Annotated in this window: 16 protein-coding genes; 12 read left to right on the forward strand and 4 right to left on the reverse strand. The window is 70.2% G+C overall.

Translation table 11 applies throughout. The annotated features are described in order from the left end of the window. The first annotated feature begins 24 nt into the window (after nt 1–24). From bamA to MNO14_RS11095, 9 genes are all read left to right on the forward strand, one after another. Entirely contained in the window at nt 25–2,553 is a 2,529-nt protein-coding gene (gene bamA, locus MNO14_RS11055; RefSeq protein WP_241943796.1) for an outer membrane protein assembly factor BamA, read from the forward strand. A 13-nt stretch (nt 2,554–2,566) separates the two neighbouring features. Next, a complete protein-coding gene (lpxD, locus tag MNO14_RS11060; RefSeq protein ID WP_241943797.1) occupies nt 2,567–3,592 on the forward strand; it encodes a UDP-3-O-(3-hydroxymyristoyl)glucosamine N-acyltransferase in 1,026 nt (341 codons plus the stop codon). Further along, nucleotides 3,589–4,044, forward strand: a complete 456-nt coding sequence (fabZ, locus tag MNO14_RS11065) for a 3-hydroxyacyl-ACP dehydratase FabZ (protein WP_241943798.1) — start codon at nt 3,589–3,591, stop codon at nt 4,042–4,044. The genes lpxD and fabZ overlap by 4 nt, the downstream gene beginning before the upstream one ends. A gap of 2 nt (nt 4,045–4,046) precedes the next feature. Next, a complete protein-coding gene (lpxA, locus tag MNO14_RS11070) occupies nt 4,047–4,832 on the forward strand; it encodes an acyl-ACP--UDP-N-acetylglucosamine O-acyltransferase (RefSeq protein ID WP_241943799.1) in 786 nt (261 codons plus the stop codon). Between the two features lie 73 nt (nt 4,833–4,905). After that, the gene (lpxB, locus tag MNO14_RS11075; RefSeq protein WP_241943800.1) at nt 4,906–6,138 is read left to right on the forward strand and encodes a lipid-A-disaccharide synthase; all 1,233 of its coding nucleotides are present in this window, start codon (nt 4,906–4,908) and stop codon (nt 6,136–6,138) included. Next, entirely contained in the window at nt 6,135–6,764 is a 630-nt protein-coding gene (gene rnhB / locus MNO14_RS11080; RefSeq protein WP_241943801.1) for a ribonuclease HII, read from the forward strand. Before lpxB ends, rnhB begins: the two co-directional genes overlap by 4 nt. 118 nt (nt 6,765–6,882) lie before the next feature. Beyond that, complete coding sequence (gene dnaE, locus MNO14_RS11085) at nt 6,883–10,413, forward strand: DNA polymerase III subunit alpha (protein ID WP_241943802.1); 3,531 nt, start codon at nt 6,883–6,885, stop codon at nt 10,411–10,413. 48 nt (nt 10,414–10,461) lie between these two features. Continuing rightward, nucleotides 10,462–11,334 (forward strand): hypothetical protein, encoded by an 873-nt coding sequence (locus MNO14_RS11090; RefSeq protein WP_241943803.1) that lies wholly within the window; start codon nt 10,462–10,464, stop codon nt 11,332–11,334. 106 nt (nt 11,335–11,440) lie between these two features. Then, a complete protein-coding gene (locus MNO14_RS11095) occupies nt 11,441–12,400 on the forward strand; it encodes an acetyl-CoA carboxylase carboxyltransferase subunit alpha (RefSeq protein WP_241943804.1) in 960 nt (319 codons plus the stop codon). A gap of 57 nt (nt 12,401–12,457) precedes the next feature. Here the strand turns inward: MNO14_RS11095 and MNO14_RS11100 are convergent, their stop codons facing one another. Further along, complete coding sequence (locus MNO14_RS11100; protein WP_241943805.1) at nt 12,458–13,519, reverse strand: NADH:flavin oxidoreductase/NADH oxidase; 1,062 nt, start codon at nt 13,517–13,519, stop codon at nt 12,458–12,460. Between the two features lie 102 nt (nt 13,520–13,621). Between MNO14_RS11100 and tilS the strand changes: the two genes are divergently transcribed. The 3 genes from tilS to MNO14_RS11115 are packed head-to-tail and all read left to right on the forward strand — an operon-like array spanning nt 13,622 to nt 16,185. Next, complete coding sequence (gene tilS, locus MNO14_RS11105; RefSeq protein ID WP_241943806.1) at nt 13,622–14,959, forward strand: tRNA lysidine(34) synthetase TilS; 1,338 nt, start codon at nt 13,622–13,624, stop codon at nt 14,957–14,959. A gap of 46 nt (nt 14,960–15,005) precedes the next feature. After that, a complete protein-coding gene (locus MNO14_RS11110; RefSeq protein ID WP_241943807.1) occupies nt 15,006–15,293 on the forward strand; it encodes an exodeoxyribonuclease VII small subunit in 288 nt (95 codons plus the stop codon). After that, complete coding sequence (locus MNO14_RS11115; RefSeq protein WP_343226390.1) at nt 15,286–16,185, forward strand: farnesyl diphosphate synthase; 900 nt, start codon at nt 15,286–15,288, stop codon at nt 16,183–16,185. The genes MNO14_RS11110 and MNO14_RS11115 overlap by 8 nt, the downstream gene beginning before the upstream one ends. A gap of 315 nt (nt 16,186–16,500) precedes the next feature. On the opposite strand, the gene MNO14_RS11120 is transcribed toward MNO14_RS11115, so the two are convergent. The 3 genes from MNO14_RS11120 to pmbA form a co-directional block, all read right to left on the reverse strand. Continuing rightward, the gene (locus MNO14_RS11120; protein ID WP_241943808.1) at nt 16,501–16,944 is read right to left on the reverse strand and encodes a DUF4870 domain-containing protein; all 444 of its coding nucleotides are present in this window, start codon (nt 16,942–16,944) and stop codon (nt 16,501–16,503) included. 215 nt (nt 16,945–17,159) lie between these two features. Next, nucleotides 17,160–17,525 carry a DUF4870 domain-containing protein gene (locus MNO14_RS11125; RefSeq protein WP_241943809.1) on the reverse strand — a complete coding sequence of 122 codons (366 nt, stop codon included), beginning with the start codon at nt 17,523–17,525 and terminating at the stop codon, nt 17,160–17,162. An 83-nt stretch (nt 17,526–17,608) separates the two neighbouring features. Then, entirely contained in the window at nt 17,609–18,994 is a 1,386-nt protein-coding gene (gene pmbA, locus MNO14_RS11130) for a metalloprotease PmbA (RefSeq protein WP_241943810.1), read from the reverse strand. Between the last annotated feature and the right edge of the window lie 11 nt (nt 18,995–19,005).

A 19,005-nucleotide genomic window follows, 5' to 3' on the forward strand; every position in this document is an offset into this window, starting at 1 on the left:
CCCTCCCCTACCCGGACCCGAAGAATGACGCGTATCCCCGACCGCCGCCTGCTCGCCCTCGCCCTCGCCGCGGTGATCGCCACGCCGGCCTGGGCCCAGACGACGGCCAACGCACCTGCCACATCTGCCGCGCCGGCCGCAGCGCTGCCGCCGCTCGCGCCGCCGGCCGCCAGCAGCTTCACCGTCAGCGACATCCGCGTCGACGGCCTGCAGCGCATTGGCGCGGGTACGGTGTTTACGTACCTGCCGGTCGAGCGCGGCGACGCGGTCAACCAGACCCGCATCTCCGAGGCGGTCCGCGCGCTCTACCGCACCGGGTTCTTCGAAGACATCCAGGTCGCACGCCAGGGCGACATCCTGGTGTTCACCGTGACCGAGCGCCCGGCGATCAACCGGCTCACGCTCAACGGCAACAAGGACATCAAGACCGAGGACCTGACCAAGGGCCTCAACGACATCGGCCTGTCGGAAGGCGAGACCTTCGACCGCCTCGATCTCGACCGCGTGACCCAGGAACTGGTCCGCCAGTACAACAACCGCGGCAAGTACAACGTCAAGATCACCCCGACCGTGTCGCGGCTGGATCGCAACCGCGTCGACATCGCGATCAATATCGAAGAAGGCAAGGCGGCCAAGATCCGCCACATCAACATCGTCGGCAACGAGGTCTACGACCTCGAGACGCTGACCGACAACTGGGAATCGGGCGAATCCAACTGGCTCAGCTGGTACCGCCGCGATGACCAGTATTCGCGCGAAAAGCTCGAGGGCGACCGCGAGAAGCTGCACAACTTCTACCTCGACCGCGGCTATATCGACTTCAGCGAAGACAGCATCCAGGTCGCGATCAGCCCCGACAAGGCCGACATGTTCATCACCGCCGGCATCACCGAAGGCGAGATCTACAAGGTGTCGGACGTGCAGATCACCGGCAACACGGTGCTGCCCAAGGAGGAGATCGAGAGCCGCGTCTTCGTCAAGAAGGACCAGGTGTTCTCGCGCGCGCTGCTGGAGCTGAGCTCGGACGCGATCACCGCCACGCTCGGCAACATCGGCTACGCGTTCGCGCAGGTCAACCCGATCCCCGAGGTCGACCGCGAGAACCGCACCGTGGCGATCAACCTGCAGGTCGTGCCCGGCCCGCGCGTGCAGGTGCGTCGCATCCAGTTCAAGGGCAATAACCGCACTTCCGACGAGGTCATCCGCCGCGAGATGCGCCAGTTCGAGGGCAGCTGGTACTCGCAGGCCGCGATCGACCGCTCCAAGGTCCGCCTGCAGCGCCTGGGCTACTTCGAGTCGGGCAGCGTCAACGTCGAGACCCAGCCGGTGCCGGGCAGCAACGATGAAGTCGATGTCGTGTTCAACATGACCGAGACCACCTCGGGCAGCTTCGTGTTCGGCCTGGGCTACTCGCAGCTGGCCGGCGTGACCACGTCGGTGCAGCTGTCGCAGAACAACTTCCTGGGCAGCGGCAACCGCGTGTCGGTCGAGGCGCAGCGTAACGTCTACCTGCAGCGCTACTCGTTCTCGTTCATGAACCCGTACTTCACTGACGGCGGCATGTCGCTGGGCTACAACCTGTGGTGGCGCGAGTTCGACAACTCCGAGTTCAACACCGCGCAGTACTCCTCCACCAGCGCCGCCGGCCAGGCCATCTTGGGTATCCCGCTGACCGAGAACGACTCGATCTCGCTGCTGTTCGGCGCCGACCGCAACCAGATCTTCGCCTGGCGCGGCTCCTCGCCCGAATCGATCGTCGACTACATCGAGGCCTTCGGCTCGCGCACCTTCCACGCCTGGCGCAGCGAACTGGCCTGGGCCCGCGACACCCGCAACGACTACCTGCAGCCCACCCGCGGCATGCTGCAGCGCGTCTCGCTGGAGGCCACCCTGCCCGGCTCGACCGCCGAGTACTTCAAGCTCAACTACGAGATCTCCAAGTACTGGCCGATCAACCGCTACCTGGTGCTCAACACCCGCGCCGAGATCGGCTACGGCGACAGCTACGGCGACGACATCGTGCGCAACATCTGCTTCATCGCGCCGACCGAAGCCAATCCCAACCCGACGCCGAGCGCGCCGTGCGAGCCCAACTCGCCCGACTACGTGCGCACGGTCACCGCCTCCGGCCTACCGTTCTTCGAGAACTTCTACGCCGGTGGCGCGCGCTCGGTGCGCGGCTTCCGCGACAACACCCTGGGCCCGCGCGAGACCGCGTTCGCCAGCAGCTACCTGCAGCCGATCGGCGGCGCGGTGAAGACCGTCGGTTCGTTCGAGATGTTCTTCCCGCAGCTGATCAAGTCGCCTGCCGCGCGCATCTCGGCGTTCGTCGACTTCGGCAACGTGTTCCGCGACGTCGATTCCTGGGAAGCGAAGGAGCTGCGTGCCTCGGCGGGCGTGGCGCTGATGTGGCGCGCGCCGGTCGGCCCGATCTCGATCAGCTATGCCTATCCGTTGCGCAGCCAGAAGGAAGTCCGCGGCGGTTCGGGCGAACTGATCCGCGGCGGCGACGAGCTCGAGCGGCTGCAGTTCACGTTCGGCGGCGCGTTCTGAGCCGCCCGGACCGATGACCGCCCATGCCCCCCTCACCGCTCGCGCACTCGCCGACCGCTTCGCGCTGACCGTCCACGGCGATCCCGACGTCGCTGTCGTCGGGGTCGCGACACTGACGGCCGCCGGTCCCGACCGGCTCGCCTTCCTGTCCAACCCGCGCTACCGGCCGCAGCTCGCGCACACCGCGGCCGGCATCGTCGTGCTGCGCGAGGCCGATGCCGAGGGCTTCACGGGCACGGCGCTGATTGCGCGCGATCCCTATGTCGCCTACGCGAAGATCGCCGCACTGTTCGCGCCGCGCGCCGATGCGCCCGCAGGCGTGCACCCGTCGGCCGTGGTCCATGCGACCGCGTCGGTCGATCCCACCGCGTCGGTCGGCCCGCTGACGACGATCGGCGCGCGCAGCGTGATCTCCGCCGGCGCGACCGTCGGGCCGGGCTGCACGATCGGCGAGGACTGCGTGGTCGGCGAAGGCGCGCGGCTCGTCGCGCGGGTGTCGCTGGTCAAGCGCGTCCGGCTGGGCAAGCGGGTGACCGTCCATCCCGGCGCCGTGCTCGGCGCCGACGGCTTCGGCCTGGCGATGGAGGCCGGCCGCTGGCTCAACGTGCCCCAACTCGGCGGTGTGGTGGTCGGCGACGACAGCGACATCGGTGCCAATACCACCATTGACTGCGGCGCTCTCGAGGACACCGTGATCGAGGAGGACGTGCGCCTGGACAACCTGATCCAGGTCGCGCACAACGTGCACATCGGGGCGCACACCGCGATCGCCGGCTGCGTCGGCATCGCCGGCAGCACCCGCATCGGCCGCTATTGCATGCTGGCCGGCAAGGTCGGCGTGGCCGGCCATCTTGAAATCTGCGACAAGGTCGTCGTCCATGCGATGACGATGGTGTCGGCTTCGATCACCGAGCCGGGCGAGTACTCGTCCGGCATTCCCGCCCAGCCCACCCGGGAATGGCGCAAGAATGCCGTGCGGATCCGCCAGCTCGATTCGCTCGCCCGCCGCATCGGCGCGCGCGCAAAGGGGGATGAATGACGTTGGACCTGACGCTGCCGATCGACATCGGCGGCATCCGCAAGCTGCTGCCGCACCGCTACCCGTTCCTGCTCGTCGACCGCGTCGTCGAATTCGAATCGGGCAAGCGCGTGCTCTGCTACAAGAATGTGTCGGCCAACGAACACTTTTTCCAGGGCCATTTCCCCGACCATCCGGTGATGCCGGGCGTGCTGGTGATCGAGGCGCTGGCACAGGCCGGCGGCATCCTGAGCCATCTTAGCCGCGGCCGCACCAGTGAGGGCGCGCTGTCGTACCTGGTCAAGGTGGACGCGGCGAAGTTCTCGCGCATGGTGGTGCCCGGCGACCGGCTGGAGCTGGACGTGAGCATCAAGCGCGAGATCCGCAACATGACGCTCTACAGCGGCATCGCCCGCGTCGACGGCCAGCAGGCCGCATGCGCGGACATCCTGTGCGCGGAAGTGAAGGACTGACGATGAGCGAGGCCGCGATCCACGCCACGGCCGTCGTCGATCCCGGCGCCAAGCTCGGCGCCGGTGTCCGCATCGGGGCGTTCACGATCATCGGCCCGGAGGTCGAGATCGGCGACGGCACGGTGATCGGGCCGCATTGCAGCATCCACGGCCCGACCACGATCGGACGCGACAACCGCGTCCACGGCCACGCCGCGATCGGCGGCGAACCGCAGGACAAGAAATTCCGCGGCGAGCGGGTCGAACTGATCATCGGCGATCGCAACACCATCCGCGAGTTCGTCACGATCAACCGCGGCACCGGCGACGGCGGCGGCGCGACCCGCATCGGCGACGACAACTGGCTGCTGGCCTACACCCACGTCGCCCACGATTGCATCGTCGGCAACCACTGCGTGTTCTCCAACAACGCCACACTGGCCGGCCACGTCGAAGTCGGCGATCACGTGATCCTCAGCGGCTTCGTCGGCATCCACCAGTTCTGCCGGATCGGCGCGCACGCATTCATCGGCATGGGCGCGTTCGTCAACGGCGATGTGCCACCGTTCGTGATGGTCGCCCAGGACGGCTACGGCCGCCCGCGCGGTATCAACGCCGAGGGCCTCAAGCGCCGCGGCTTCGATGCCGAGCGCACCACCGCGATCAAGCGCGCCTATCGCGCGCTGTATGTCTCGGGCGAACCGCTCGAAGCCGCCCGCGCCCGACTATCGGAACTGGCACACGACAGTGCCGATGTCCGCGCGATGCTCGCATTCATCGACGCCGGCGCGCGGCCGTTGCTGCGCTGAGGTCCGGATCGGGACTTCGGGATTCGGGCGTCGAGCGGGCACAATGCCCCGGTCCGAACGCCGTCGATCTGTCGTGTCGAATCCCGATTCCCGAATCCAGCCGCCCCAGCGCGCCGCCGCGCCCCCGCTTCGCGTCGCGCTGGTGGCCGGCGAAGCCTCCGGAGACCTGCTCGGCGCGGGGCTGATCGAACGCTTGCGCGCGAGCCACCCCGATATCGAGTGCGTCGGCGTCGGCGGCGATGCGATGCGCGCGGCCGGAATGACGACGTGGTACGACGCCTCGGAACTGGCGGTCATGGGATTGAGCGAGGTGCTGCGGCATCTGCCGCGCTTGCTGCGGCTGCGCCGCGCACTGCGCGCCCGCCTGCTGGCCTGGCGGCCGGATGTGTTCGTCGGCATCGACGCACCGGACTTCAATCTCGGGCTCGAACGCACGCTCAAGCAACACGGCATCCGCACGGTGCACTACGTCAGCCCGTCGATCTGGGCCTGGCGCCAGGGCCGCGCGGCGAAGATCGGGCGCAGCGCCGACCGGGTGCTGTGCCTGTTTCCCACCGAACCGCCGATCTACGCCGCGCACGGCGTCGATGCGCGCTTCGTCGGCCACCCTCTGGCCGAGATGCTCGCGCTCGAACCCGACCGCGATGCCGCGCGCCGGACACTCGCGCTCGACGGCGACGCGCCGGTGCTCGCGGTGCTGCCGGGCTCCCGTCTGGGCGAGATCGCCCGACTGGGGGACGTGTTCCTCGACGCCGCGGCCCGCGTCGCCGCCGCGCTGCCGGGACTGCGCGTCATCGTGCCGGCGGCCAATGCCGCCTGCCGCGCGGCGATCGACGCCTTGCTGGCGCAGCCGCGGTTTTCCGCGCTCGATGTCCGGGTCCTCGACGGCCAGGCGCGCACCGCGATGGTCGCCTCCGACGTCGTGCTGCTGGCCTCGGGCACCGCGACCCTCGAGGCGCTGCTGGCCAAACGGCCGATGGTCGTGGGCTACCGCATCGCGCCGAGCACCGCGTTCGTCGTGCGGCTGCTGAAACTGATGAAGGTCGACCGCTATTCGCTGCCGAACATGCTCGCCGGCCGCACGATCGTGCCCGAGCTGATTCAGGAGGACTGCACGCCCGAGCGGCTGGCCGAGGCGGTGCTGCACTGGTTCGACGATCCGGCGGCCCGCGCCGCGCTGCAGCCGGTCTACCGCGACCTGCACCTGCAGTTGCGCCAGGGCGCCTCGGCGAGCGCCGCCGAGGCCGTGGCGCAACTCGCGCCGCCGGCGTTGCCGGCCGGCGCCTATCCCGAGCCCGCACCATGACCCGGCGCCTGCGCATCGCTGGCGTCGACGAGGCCGGGCGCGGCCCGCTGGCCGGCCCGGTCGTGGTCGCGGCCGTGGTGTTGCACCCCAAGCGCCCGATCGCTGGCCTCGACGATTCCAAGAAGCTGACCGAAAAGCGCCGCGAGGCGCTGTATCCGCAGATCGTCGAGCGCGCGCTGGCCTGGCGGATCGAGTTCGTCGGCGTCGAGGAAATCGACCGCATCAACATCTACCACGCCACGCACGCCGGCATGACCCGCGCGGTGCAGGCGCTGGCCCCGGCCGCCGAACGGGTGCTCGTCGACGGCAACCGGCTACCGCCCGGACTGCCATGCCCGGCGCGCGCGATCATCGGCGGCGACGCCATCGAAGAAGCGATCATGGCCGCCTCGATCCTCGCCAAGGTCGCCCGCGACCGCGCGATGGTCGCACTGCACGCGCAGTTCCCGGCCTACGGCTTCGACCGCCACAAGGGCTACAGCGCCCCGTCGCATTTCGCCGCGCTCGAGCGCCACGGTCCGTGCATCCACCACCGGCGCAGCTTCGCGCCGGTATCCCGGTTGCTCGCCCCCGCGCCCGCCGCGCCTGCACTGGCCGATCTGTTCGAAGCGCCCGTCCTGGCCTGAACGCCGACCGCCCTGCGGCGGCCGCCCGGCCGCGCCGCGCCGCGGTCGCCCGGCTGTCAAGCCTTGTCCGCCCCCCGCCACCGCCCTACCCTGACGCTCCGGCCGCCTCGCCCCTGCAATGCCCGCGCGCTTCGTCCACCTCCACGTCCACAGCGAATACTCGCTCGCCGATTCGACGATCCGGATCAAGGCGCTGGTCAAACGCTGCGCCGAACTCGGCCAGCCCTCGGTCGCGCTGACCGACCGCAACAATCTGTTCGCGCTGGTGAAGTTCTATCGCGCGGCTGAAGGTGCCGGCATCAAGCCGGTCATGGGCGCCGACATCTCGCTGGCCGAAGGCGACGAGCCGGCCTCGACGCTGACACTGCTGTGCCGCGACCACGACGGCTACCTGTCGCTGTCGCGTCTGCTGACGCGGGCCTGGATGGAAGGCCACCGGACCGATGGCGTGGTGGTGCGGCCCGATTGGCTGCGCGACTGCAACGCCGGCCTGTTCGCGATCGCCGGGCGTCACGGACCGGCCGCGCGGCTGCTCGCCGGCGGCCGCGAGGACCTGGCACGGCAGTGGTATTCGCAGTGGCGCGAGGTGTTCGACGAACGCCTGTTCCTGCAGCTCACCCGCTGCGGCTTCGACGAGGAGACCGTCCACAACGCGCTCGCGATGCAGGTCTCCTCCGACCTGTCGCTGCCGGTGGTGGCCGGCAACGACGTGCGCTTCCTCGATGCCGAGGGCTTCGACGCGCACGAAGCGCGCGTGTGCATCGCCACCGGTCGGGTACTCGACGACCCGCGTCGACCCAAGCTGTACACGCGCGAGCAATACTTCAAATCGGCCGACGAGATGGCCGCGCTGTTCGCCGATGCGCCCGACGCGATCGACAACACGCTGGCGCTGGCGCAGCGCTGCAACCTCGAGTTGCGCCTGGGCACCTACTACCTGCCCGCCTATCCGGTGCCGGCCGAGGAAACCCTCGACAGTTGGATCCGGGTGCAGTCGCGCGAGGGCCTGGAAGAGCGGCTGGCGAAGTACCCGCTGGCGCCCGGGCACACCCGGGAGAGCTATTTCGAGCGGCTGGACGTCGAACTCAACGTCATCTGCAAGATGGGCTTCCCGGGCTACTTTCTGATCGTCTCGGACTTCATCAAATGGGCCAAGGAACACGACATTCCGGTCGGCCCGGGGCGCGGTTCGGGCGCCGGTTCGCTGGTGGCCTGGGCGCTGAAGATCACCGATCTCGACCCGCTGCCCTACGACCTGCTGTTCGAGCGCTTCCTTAATCCCGAACGCGTGTCGATGCCCGACTTCGACATCGACTTCTGCATGGACCGGCGCGACGAAGTCATCGACTACGTCGCTGCCAAGTACGGCCGCGACCGCGTCAGCCAGATCATCACCTACGGCACGATGGCGGCCAAGGCGGTCGTGCGCGACACCGGCCGCGTGCTGGGCTTCCCCTATGGCATGGTCGACGGCATCTCCAAGCTGGTGCCGATGACGCTCGGCATCGGCCTGGAAGATGCGCTGGGCCGCACCGAAAAGTCGCGCAGCGATGACGCCTGGCGCTCGGACGAACTGATCGCGCGCTACAACGACGAGGACGACGTCCGCGACCTGCTGGACCTGGCGCTGCAGCTCGAGGACCTGACCCGCAACGCCGGCAAGCACGCCGGCGGCGTGGTCATCGCGCCGTCGCCGCTGTCGGATTTCTGCCCGCTGTTCGCCGAACACGACGAAGGCGGCCGCGGCCGCAACCCGGTCACCCAGTTCGACAAGGACGACGTGGAATCGGTGGGCCTGGTGAAGTTCGACTTCCTGGGCCTGCGCACGCTCACCATCATTGACTGGGCGGTCAAGGCCATCAACCGGCGACGCGCGGCTGCCGGCGAGGCGCCGCTCGACATCGCCGCGCTGCCGCTCGACGATGTGGCGTCCTACGAGCTGTTCGCACGCGGCGACACGGTCGCGGTGTTCCAGTTCGAATCGCGCGGCATGCGCGAACTGCTCAAGCGCGCGCAGCCCGACACCTTCGAGGACATCATCGCGCTCGCGGCGCTGTTCCGTCCCGGCCCGCTGGGCTCGGGGATGGACAAGGAATGGGTCGACCGCAAGCACGGCCGCACGGACGTGACCTATCCGCACCCCTCGCTCGAGCCGGTGCTCTCGCCCACTTACGGCGTCATCGTCTATCAGGAACAGGTGATGCAGATCGCCCAGGTCCTGGCCGGCTATTCGCTGGGCGGCGCGGACCTGTTGCGCCGCGCGATGGGCAAGAAGAAGGCCGAGGAAATGGCCAAGGAGCGCGCCAAGTTCGAGGCCGGCGCGGCCGCGAACGGCGTCGATCCCAAGGTCGCCACCTCGATCTTCGACCTGATGGAGAAGTTCGCCGAGTACGGCTTCAACAAGTCGCACTCGGCCGCCTACGCGCTGGTCGCCTACCAGACCGCGTGGCTGAAGGTGCATTACCCGGCCGAGTTCATGGCTGCCGTGCTGTCCTCGGACATGGACAACACCGACAAGGTCACCGGCTTTCTGACCGAGGCGCGGGCAATGGGCCTGGAGGTGCTGCCGCCCGACGTCAACGCCTCGGCCTACATGTTCGAGGCGATCGACCCGACGACCATCCGCTACGGCCTGGGCGCGGTAAAGGGCGTGGGCCGCGGCGCCTGCGAGAACGTGGTCGAGGCGCGCGCGCGCGGCGGGATCTTCACCGACCTGCTCGACTTCTGCCGTCGGGTCGACTCACAACGCCTGAACAAGCGCACGCTCGAAGCGTTGATCAACGCCGGTGCGCTCGATGCGCTGGGCCGCAACCGCGCCTCGCTGATGCTGCAACTGCCCGAGGCGATCAAGGCCACCGACCAGCTCGCGCGTAACCGCAGCGCCGGCATCGTCGACATGTTCGGCAGCGCCACGGGCGGCGACGACGTGCTGCATATCGACCTGCCCGAATGCGACGAGTGGCCGCTGCGGCAGAAGCTCGACGGCGAACGCGAGACGCTCGGCCATTACCTCAGCGGGCATCCGCTCGACCCGTACCGCGAGGAGCTGCAGGCGCTTGTGGGCACCGATCTCGGCCAGCTCGACAGCCTGTGGGCGGCGCGCGACGCCAAGGCCGGCGGCAACAGCTGGCGGCCCGAGACCCAGGTCATCGTCGCCGGCCAGGTGGCGTCGATGCGCAAGCGCGGTGACGCGCAGGCCTTCGTGCTGCTCGAGGACGGCCGCGGCCGGCTCGAGTGCGGCTTCTTCTCCGAGACCAGCGCCGAATACGCGCACCTGCTGACCCGCGACCGCATCCTGATCGTCGAGGGCGGCCTACGCGAGGACGAGTTCAGCGGCGGCTTCGCGCTGCGGGTCAAGCGCTGCTGGGATTTCCACGCGGTCTGCCCCGAACACGCGCGTCGGCTGTCGCTGCGCCTGGATCTGCGCGTGCCCGGCACGATGGCGCGGATCGAACAGGTACTGGCGCAGCACCGGCCCGGCAAGACCGCGCTGCGCCTGGACCTGCTGCTGCCCGCGGGCGCTGCCGGCACGCTCGAAGTCAACGGCAGCCACGGCGTCCGCGCCGATGCCGAACTGCCCGGCACGCTCCGCGCGCAGCCGGGCGTGCGGGTCGCCCGGCTCGACATGAGCAAGCCATGGGCGCACTGAACCGGGCCGGCTAACGGCCCGCCCCTCCCCCGTCCCAGAGAGACGACGATGATCCGATCCTTCGCCGCGGCGAGCGCTGTGTTGCTGCTCGCCGCCTGCAGTCCGTCCACACCTACGTTCGAGATCGACAACCCCACCGACGCACCGGTCAAGGTCACCATCGACGGCAAGACCCACGAGGTAGCCGCCGGCACGAGCGCGGCACTGGAACTCGACGCTGGTCCGCACACGCTGCGCACGGACCGTACCGGCGAGGTCCGGATTTCGGTCTGCGGCGCCGAGCGCGGCACCCTGATCAACCCGACGCTGTCGGACTACGTGCTGGCCCGCGAGCTCTACGTCACCGACGCGTCCAAGCTGCGCAACTTCGGCGCGGCGATCGCGACCGTGGAACTCGGCGATGCGGTCTACGAGGGGCCCTTCGAGCAGTACACCGGCCTGTTCATCGACCGGACCTGGGACTTCGGCGTCCGCGAGGCGTTCCCCAAACAGCAGACCGTGGCCCGGATTCCCGAGAACGGCGGCAAGATCAGCACCAAGCTGTTCACCCCGCAGGCGTTCATCGACTACATCGAGGAGGCCAGCGACCGCCAGGGCGAGTTCGCGCGGCTGCATCCGGGCGGCTACGCGCAGCCGGACCGGGCGCTGGAGACCGCACCGGCCGAGCTGCCACCGCTGCCGCAGGCGTTCGAGCCCCATTCGGCGCCGCTGCGCGAGGCCTACGCGCAACGCCTGCAGGTCCATGATGCGGCCGACTGCGAGGCGGTGCGCAAGCGCTCGCACGAAGCCCTGATGGCCGTCACCGGCGCGACCGCGATGCTGCACGTCGACCAGAGCCCTGATGACAACCAGGCCTACAACGATGTCATCCAGCTCTACGGGCAGCTGATGGGCGCCGGCGCGCTGGTCCTCCCCCGGTGAGACCCGACCGCCCGGCCCGCCTTCCGGCCGCCCCAACGCACCCCGCCGTACGGGGCGCCGGGGGCCGGTCGGCTACACTTTCCCCCAAGTCACCCGACGGCGCGTCATGAACCCGAACTACCTCGATTTCGAGCAGCCCATCGCCGACCTGGAAGCCAAGATCCAGGAACTGCGCCAGGCCAGCGATGGCCCGGCCGTCAACATCGACGCCGAACTGGCCACGTTGCGCGACAAGCTGCGCAAGCGCACCGCGCACATCTTCCGCGACCTGACCCCGTGGCAGGTCTCGCAATTGGCGCGCCACCCGCAGCGGCCCTACACCAACGACTACATCCGCACGTTCTGCGACGAGTTCGAGGAACTGGCCGGCGACCGCGCCTACGGCGACGATGCCGCGATCGTCGGCGGCCTGGGCCGCATCGACGGGCGCAGCGTGATGATCATCGGCCACCAGAAGGGCCGCGACACCAAGACCAAGGTACGGCGCAACTTCGGCATGCCGCGGCCCGAGGGCTACCGCAAGGCGCTGCGGCTGATGAAGATGGCCGAGCGCTTCAAGCTGCCGCTGCTGACCTTCATCGACACGCCCGGCGCCTATCCGGGCATCGGCGCCGAGGAACGCGGCCAGTCCGAAGCGATCGCGCGCAACTTGATGGAGATGGCCGAGCTGCGCATCCCGATCCTTTGCACCGTCATCGGCGAAGGCGGCTCGGGCGGCGCGCTGGCGATCGGTGTGGGCGACCGCACGGTGATGCTCGAGTACAGCACCTATTCGGTGATCTCGCCCGAAGGCTGCGCGTCGATCCTGTGGAAGGACGCGGCCAAGGCGCGCGATGCCGCCGAACAGCTCGGCCTGACCGCCAAGCGGCTCAAGCAGCTGGGGCTGATCGACAAGGTCGTGCGCGAGCCGATCGGCGGCGCCCACCGCAATCCGCGACAGACCGCGACCCGGCTCAAGGCGGTGCTGATGAACGAGCTCGACCAGCTCGAGCAGTTGCCGGTCGAGACCCTGCTGCAGCGCCGCTACGAGCGTCTGCGCAGCTACGGCGCCTACGAGGCGGCGTGATCGCGGCGGAACGGGCATCCGCCCGTCCGCACCGCACGCCCGCCACGACGCGCGCCGTTACCAGGCGCGCTGGTACTGTGCCGGCGGCTCGAGCGCTGCGCCCAGCACCTGCGCCGCGCGTCTGGGGAAGTAGGGATCGCGCAGCAGTTCGCGCGCCAGCAGCACCACGTCCGCGTCGCCGTCGGCGACGATGCGCTCGGCCTGTTCGGGCGTGGTGATCAGCCCGACTGCACCGGTCGCGATGCCGGCCTCGGCGCGAATGCGGCGGGCGAACGGCACCTGGTAGCCGGGACCGAGCTCGATCTTCTGGTCGGGCGACAGGCCGCCCGACGACACGTCGAGAAGATCGACTCCGCGCGGCGCCAGCAGCCGCGCCAATGCGACGCTCTGCTCGACGTCCCAGCCGCCCTCGACCCAGTCGGTCGCCGAGAGCCGGACCCACAGCGGCAGCCGCTCGGGCCAGACTTCGCGCACCGCATCGACGACCTCCAGCACCAGACGCGTCCGACCTTCGAAGCTGCCGCCCCAGGCATCGTCGCGCGTGTTCGACAGCGGCGAGAGGAACTGGTGCAACAGATAGCCGTGGGCAGCGTGGAGCTCGACCAGCTCGAAGCCGGCGGCGAGTGCACGTTGCGCGGCCGCGCGGAACGCCGCGACGACGCCCGCGATGCCATCGGCATCGAGCGCGACCGGCGCGGGATAGCGCGCGCTGTAGGCCGACGCCGACGGCGCGACGACCTGCCAGCCGCCGTCTTCCTGCGCGACCGCCCCATGGCCCCGCCACGGGGCGTAGGTGCTCGCCTTGCGGCCGGCGTGCGCCAGCTGGACGCCTGGCACCGCGCCCTGCGCGCGCACGAACGCCGCGATCGACGCCCAGGCCTGCGTCTGCGCGTCGTTCCACAGGCCGACGTCCTCGGGCGCGATGCGGCCTTCGGGCAGCACCGCGGTAGCCTCGGCGATCACCAGGCCGGCGCCGCCGACCGCGCGGCTGCCCAGATGCACCAGATGCCAGTGGTCGGGCATCCCGTCGACAGCGCTGTACTGGCACATCGGCGAGACCGCGATGCGGTTGCGCAGCGTCAGCGCGCGCTGCGCCAGGGGAGAAAACAGGTCGGACATTGCAGGTTCCTGCAGGCGGGTTGCCGACTGTAGGCCCAGCGCCCCAGGTCCGCGACCACGCGGCCGGATCGCTGCATTCCGGTCGCATGGCACCATGCGCGGATGCCCGCGCCGTTTCCAGATCCGACGCTGCCCGCGCCGCCCGGCGACGGGCCGCTGCACGTGGCGTTCAGCGGCGGCCTCGACTCGACCGCCCTGCTGCACCTGCTTGCGCACGATCCGCGCATGCGCGCACGCGGCCTGGTCGCGCTGCACGTGCATCACGGCCTGCAGCCGCAGGCCGACGCCTGGGCCGCGCATTGCGAGGCGGTGTGCGCCGCGCTCGGAGTGGCCTGCGAGGTGCTGCGCGTGACGGTTGTGCGCAAGGGCGGTGAGGGCCTGGAAGCCGCGGCGCGCGCGGCCCGCCATGCCGCGCTGCAGGCGCGACTGCCGTCCGATGCGGTCGCGGTCCTGGCCCATCACCGCGACGACCAGGCCGAGACCGTGCTGCTGCGCGCGTTGCGCGGTGCCGGTCCCGACGGCCTGGCGGCGATGCGGCCGCTGCGGGCATTCGGCGCGGGCTGGCTGTGGCGGCCGCTGCTGGCGGTCCCGCGCGCGCACCTGCTGGCCTACGCCGTGCGCCACCGACTGCACTGGATCGAAGATCCGAGCAACGCCGCCGACGACGCCGACCGCAACTTCCTGCGCAATCGCGTCCTGCCCTTGCTGCGCACGCGCTGGCCGCAGGCCGACGCCGTGCTGGCCGATGTCGCGACGCTGCAACGCGCGACCGTCACCCTGCTCGACGACGACGACATCGCGGCGCTGGCCACGGTGCGCACCCCCGACCCGGCAACGCTGGACGTGGTGCGGCTGCGTGCGTTGCCGACCGCGCGCCGTGCACGCGTGCTGCGGCGCTGGATCGCAGCGCTGGGCCTGCCGCCGCTGCCGCGTCAGGGCAGCGCCTGGTGCGAGGCCACACTGCAGGCGCCAGCGGGGGACCGCAGACCCCAGTTCGACTGGGCGGGCTGTCGGCTGCAGCGCTGGCGCGACCTGCTGCACGCAGGACCGCAACGCGCACCACTGCCGCGCGATCTCGCCATCGACTGGGCAGGCACGACGCCGCTGGCGCTGCCCGACGGCGACCGGCTGCATCTGCATGGAGCGCCACCGGATGTGCCCTTAGGTTGGCAGGTCCGGGCCCGGCGCGGCGGCGAGCGGATCGCATTGCCCGGCCGGACGCATTCGCACGCGCTCAAGCACGTACTGCAGGATCGCGCCGTGCCGCCCTGGCTGCGCGAGCGACTGCCGCTGCTCGTCGACGCCAGCGGGCGATTGCTCGCGGCCGGCGACCTCGTCCTCGACGGCGCGTTCGAGGCCTGGCTGCGCGACAGCGGCCGCCGCTTGCACTGGGCGCACGGCGCGGCGGTGCACGACCCGGGCGAGACGCCACGGCCCTGAGGCCGCACTCAGCCCTCGCCCAGGCGTCATCGCTTAGAATCGCGGCATGGCCAAATCCGCTTCCACGCCCGCTCCGCCCGCCCAGGATCCGTCCCCGGTCGCCGACTTCGAAAACGCCTTGGGCCAGCTCGAAGCGCTGGTCGAACGCATGGAGGGCGGTGAACTGAGCCTGGAGGAATCGCTTGGTGCCTACGAGCGCGGCGTCGGCCTGTACCGCCGCTGCCGCCAGGCGCTCGAGGAGGCCGAGCAGCGCGTGCGCCTGCTCAGCGACCCGGCCGCGCCCGAGCGCAGCCAGCCGTTCGGTGGCGAGCAGGTCGACGATCCCGATGCCTGACGCCGCCAGCCGGATCGCCGTTCGCATCGGCGACTGGCGCGCCCGCACCGACGCCGCGTTGCAACGCGCACTCGACACCACCGCAGCCGGCGAGCCGCGGCTGGATGCGGCGATGCGCCACGCGGTGCTGCTCGGCGGCAAACGCATGCGGCCGCTGCTGGTCCACGCCACCGCAGCGGCCTTCGGCGCCGCGCCCGCGCAGGCCGATGCGCCGGCGGTCGCGGTCGAGCTCGTGCACGCCTATTCGCTGGTCCACGACGATCTGCCGGCGATGGACGACGACGCGCTGCGCCGCGGCCAGCCGACCGTGCACGTCGCCTTCGACGAAGCCACCGCCATCCTCGCCGGCGACGCCTTGCAGACCCTGGCGTTCTCGGTGCTTGCCGAGGCGCCACTTGCAGCCGAGACGCGGCTGGCGATGGTCGCGCGGCTGGCCTCGGCATCGGGCGCACTGGGCATGTGCGGCGGCCAGGCGATCGACCTCGCGGCGACCGGCGGCGGCGGTGCGCGCGACATCGCGGGCCTGGAGCGCCTGCACGCGCTCAAGACCGGCGCGCTGCTGCGCGCGGCGGTCGCGCTCGGGGCGCTGGCGGCTGACGTCGACGCCACGACGCGTAACCGGCTCGACGATTTCGCGACCGCGCTCGGCCTCGCCTTCCAGATCCGCGACGACCTGCTCGATATCGAAGGCGACAGCGCGACGCTGGGCAAGACCGCGGGCAAGGACGTGGCGCAGGACAAGGCAACGTTCCCCGCGCTGATCGGCGCCGACGCCTCGCGCGCACGCCTGTCCGAACTCGCTTCGCGCATGCGCGAAGCGCTGGCACCGTTCGGCGACGCCGCCGCGCCGCTGGCCGAACTCGGCCGGCAGGCCATCGAACGCGACCACTGAGCGCAGCGGGCAGCCAGCGCAGCCCGCACCTGCGCCCGACCGGGGCCGGTATCGCTTCGCCGACGATCCGCGACCGCGCATGACCACGTCTCGCCGCTACGCCCCCTCAGATTACGACGCCTGCCTGGCACTGTTCGACAGTAACTGCCCGGCGTTCTTCGACCGCGCCGAGCGCGAGGATTTCGCGCTTGCTGTCGTGGCATGCCACGGCCTGGCGTGGCCTGGTCGTCGAGCGCGATGGCGACCTGCTCGCCTGCGGCGGGCATCCGATCCCGCTCGATGCCGCACGCGGCACCGAGCGGCGCGACGCGGCGATCAGCCGATCAGACGCAGCGTCAGCGGGTAGCGGTAGGTCTCGCCGTTCCAGGCTTTGACCGCCGCCACGATGCCGCAGACCAGCCAGAGCACCGCCAGGGCGACTGCGCCCAGCACCAGCAGCAGGCCGAGCGGCAACGCGACGATCGCCCCGATCCCCAGCGTCAGCACCGTCATGCCCAGCAGCACAAGACCGGTCACACCGAGGACGCAGGCGTAAAGAAACATGCTCAGGTTGAAGTTCAGCGCTTCGAGCGCGTGGTCGGCGGCGAAAGCATCATCGTCGCGCTTGACCAGGTAGACCGTGCCGGCGACAACGACGCCGGCCACGCCGGACATCCAACTGGTCATCAAGGCGAGCACCAGCGCGCCGATATGCGTGCCGGCGGCCCATTGGCGACTGGCGATGGCGGGCGAGGCCTGGGGGAGCGTCGAAGCGTACATGGGGGGGTCTCCAGAAGCGTCGAGGGACAGGTCCATGATGGCGCCGCGCGTCGGCGACGCAAGCCAACGCATGGCACCCAACGGATGGCACCCAACCAATGGCAGGGGTGCGATAAGACCGCTGGGCATCGTTCGGAGATAGAGAGCTCGAGATCGCTTCAAAGCAAAAACCCCGGCACACAGGCCGGGGTTCGAGAGGCTGCGTGACGCGCCGGTCAGCTGATCAGGCGCAGCGCGAAGGGGTAGCGGTAGGCCACGCCCTCCTTGGCCTTGAGCGCGGCGATGATGCTGAACACCAAGCACAGGATCCACAGCACCAGATTGATCAGGCCGCCGATCAGGATGATCGTCAGCACCATGCCGATGACGTAGCCGATGGTCAGCGTGATCTGGAAGTTCAGCGCTTCCTTGGCCTGGTCGGTGACGAAAGCCTTGTCGGGCCGGTCCTTGTGCACCAGCCACATGATCAGCGGCACGATGAAGCCGAGGATGATGCACGACAGATGCGTGAGCATCGCGAACGTGCGATCGTCCTGCGTGGTGGCCGCGGCGGGTGCCGGTGCCGGATCGAAATCGTTCATTGCAAAGTCCCCTTAGGCAAGGTGGAAGAAGATGCGCTGGGCCGGGCGACGATCGCCGCCGCGGCCGGCGGTGCGAGCATACGTCAATCCGTGCCAGCAACCGTCATCCGGCCGATCAGCATCGAGCCGGTGCGGACATGCGAACGCGGGTCGATATCGGTGCCCACCGCCTCGATGCTGGCGAACATCTGTTTCAGATTGCCGGCGATGGTGATCCCGTCGACCGCGTGGCGGATCTCGCCGCCCTCGACCCAGAACCCCGACGCGCCGCGCGAATAGTCGCCGGTCACCGCATTGACGCCCTGCCCCATCAGTTCGGTCACCAGCAGCCCGCGTCCCATGCCGCGCACCATCGCGTCGAGGTCGCCGGCATTGGCGGCGATCTCCAGGTTGTGCACGCCGCCGGCGTTGGCGGTGGTCTGCAGGCCGAGCCGGCGCGCGGAGTAGCTGCCGAGGATGTAACGCTGCAGCACGCCAGCCTCGACCAGCGGCGACTCGCGGGTCGCCACGCCTTCGGCATCGAATGCGGCGGACTGGAATCCGCGCGCCAGGAACGGCCGCTCGTGGATCGAGAACCACGTGGGGAACAGCTGCGTGCCGACGCTGTCGAGCAGGAAGCTCGCGCGCCGGTAAAGCGCGCCGCCCGAGACCGCGCCGAGCAGGTGCCCGACCAGCGACCGGGCGACCTCGGCCTGGAACAGCACCGGGTAGCTGCCGGTCGGCACCGGCCGCGGATCGAGGCGCGCGAGCGTGCGCTGCGCAGCGCGGCGGCCGATCCCCGCTGCCGGCTCCAGGTCGTCGGCGGCCAGCGCCACGCTGTACCAGCCGTCGCGCTGCATCTGCTCGCCGCTGCCTGCGATCAGCGCGCAGCCGATGCTGTGGTGGCTGCTGCGCTCGGCGCCGACGAACCCGTGGCTGTTGGCGTAGACGTGCAGCGCACGCGCCGTCGAAACCGAGGCGCCGTCGGAGTTGCCGATCCGTGCGTCGGTGTCGCGGCCCGCGGTTTCGCAGGCCAGCGCCAAGTCGACCGCGCGATCAGCGTCGAGCGCCCAGGGGTGCCAGGCGTCGAATTCGGGGAAACGGCCATCGGCACCCGGCCGCGCCATCAGTTCGGCGTCGGCCAAGCCCGCGGCGGGGTCGTCCTCGGTGAAGCGGGCGATCGCGCAGGCCTGGTCGACAGTCGCCACCAGGCTCTCCTCGCGCAGGTCCGCGGTGCTCGCGCTGCCCTTGCGGCGACCGAAGTAGACCGTCACCGCGATGCCGCGGTCCTGCGTGGATTCGACCGTCTCGACCTCGCCCATACGCACGTCGACGTTGAGCCCGGCATCCTCCGAACATGCGACCTCGGCCTCGCTCGCGCCCTGGGCACGGCAACGCGCGAGCAAACGCTGCGACAGCTCGGTCAGTGCGTCGAGCCGGGTGAGGGAGTCGTCGCCCGCCACGCGGTCGGCGATCTGCGATGGGGACATGGTCAATGGCT

This window comes from Luteimonas sp. S4-F44, from assembly GCF_022637415.1.
Classification (GTDB): domain Bacteria; phylum Pseudomonadota; class Gammaproteobacteria; order Xanthomonadales; family Xanthomonadaceae; genus Luteimonas.

Excerpts from the sequence above, each read along its gene's own strand:
- MNO14_RS11100 (WP_241943805.1), bottom strand. The coding sequence starts at position 13,519 with ATGTCCGACCTGTTTTCTCCCCTGGCGCAGCGCGCGCTGACGCTGCGC.
- lpxD (WP_241943797.1), top strand. The coding sequence starts at position 2,567 with ATGACCGCCCATGCCCCCCTCACCGCTCGCGCACTCGCCGACCGCTTC.
- MNO14_RS11110 (WP_241943807.1), top strand. The coding sequence starts at position 15,006 with ATGGCCAAATCCGCTTCCACGCCCGCTCCGCCCGCCCAGGATCCGTCC.
- fabZ (WP_241943798.1), top strand. The coding sequence starts at position 3,589 with ATGACGTTGGACCTGACGCTGCCGATCGACATCGGCGGCATCCGCAAG.
- MNO14_RS11115 (WP_343226390.1), top strand. The coding sequence starts at position 15,286 with ATGCCTGACGCCGCCAGCCGGATCGCCGTTCGCATCGGCGACTGGCGC.
- pmbA (WP_241943810.1), bottom strand. The coding sequence starts at position 18,994 with ATGTCCCCATCGCAGATCGCCGACCGCGTGGCGGGCGACGACTCCCTC.
- bamA (WP_241943796.1), top strand. The coding sequence starts at position 25 with ATGACGCGTATCCCCGACCGCCGCCTGCTCGCCCTCGCCCTCGCCGCG.
- tilS (WP_241943806.1), top strand. The coding sequence starts at position 13,622 with ATGCCCGCGCCGTTTCCAGATCCGACGCTGCCCGCGCCGCCCGGCGAC.
- dnaE (WP_241943802.1), top strand. The coding sequence starts at position 6,883 with ATGCCCGCGCGCTTCGTCCACCTCCACGTCCACAGCGAATACTCGCTC.
- MNO14_RS11090 (WP_241943803.1), top strand. The coding sequence starts at position 10,462 with ATGATCCGATCCTTCGCCGCGGCGAGCGCTGTGTTGCTGCTCGCCGCC.
- MNO14_RS11095 (WP_241943804.1), top strand. The coding sequence starts at position 11,441 with ATGAACCCGAACTACCTCGATTTCGAGCAGCCCATCGCCGACCTGGAA.
- MNO14_RS11125 (WP_241943809.1), bottom strand. The coding sequence starts at position 17,525 with ATGAACGATTTCGATCCGGCACCGGCACCCGCCGCGGCCACCACGCAG.
- lpxA (WP_241943799.1), top strand. The coding sequence starts at position 4,047 with ATGAGCGAGGCCGCGATCCACGCCACGGCCGTCGTCGATCCCGGCGCC.
- MNO14_RS11120 (WP_241943808.1), bottom strand. The coding sequence starts at position 16,944 with ATGTACGCTTCGACGCTCCCCCAGGCCTCGCCCGCCATCGCCAGTCGC.
- rnhB (WP_241943801.1), top strand. The coding sequence starts at position 6,135 with ATGACCCGGCGCCTGCGCATCGCTGGCGTCGACGAGGCCGGGCGCGGC.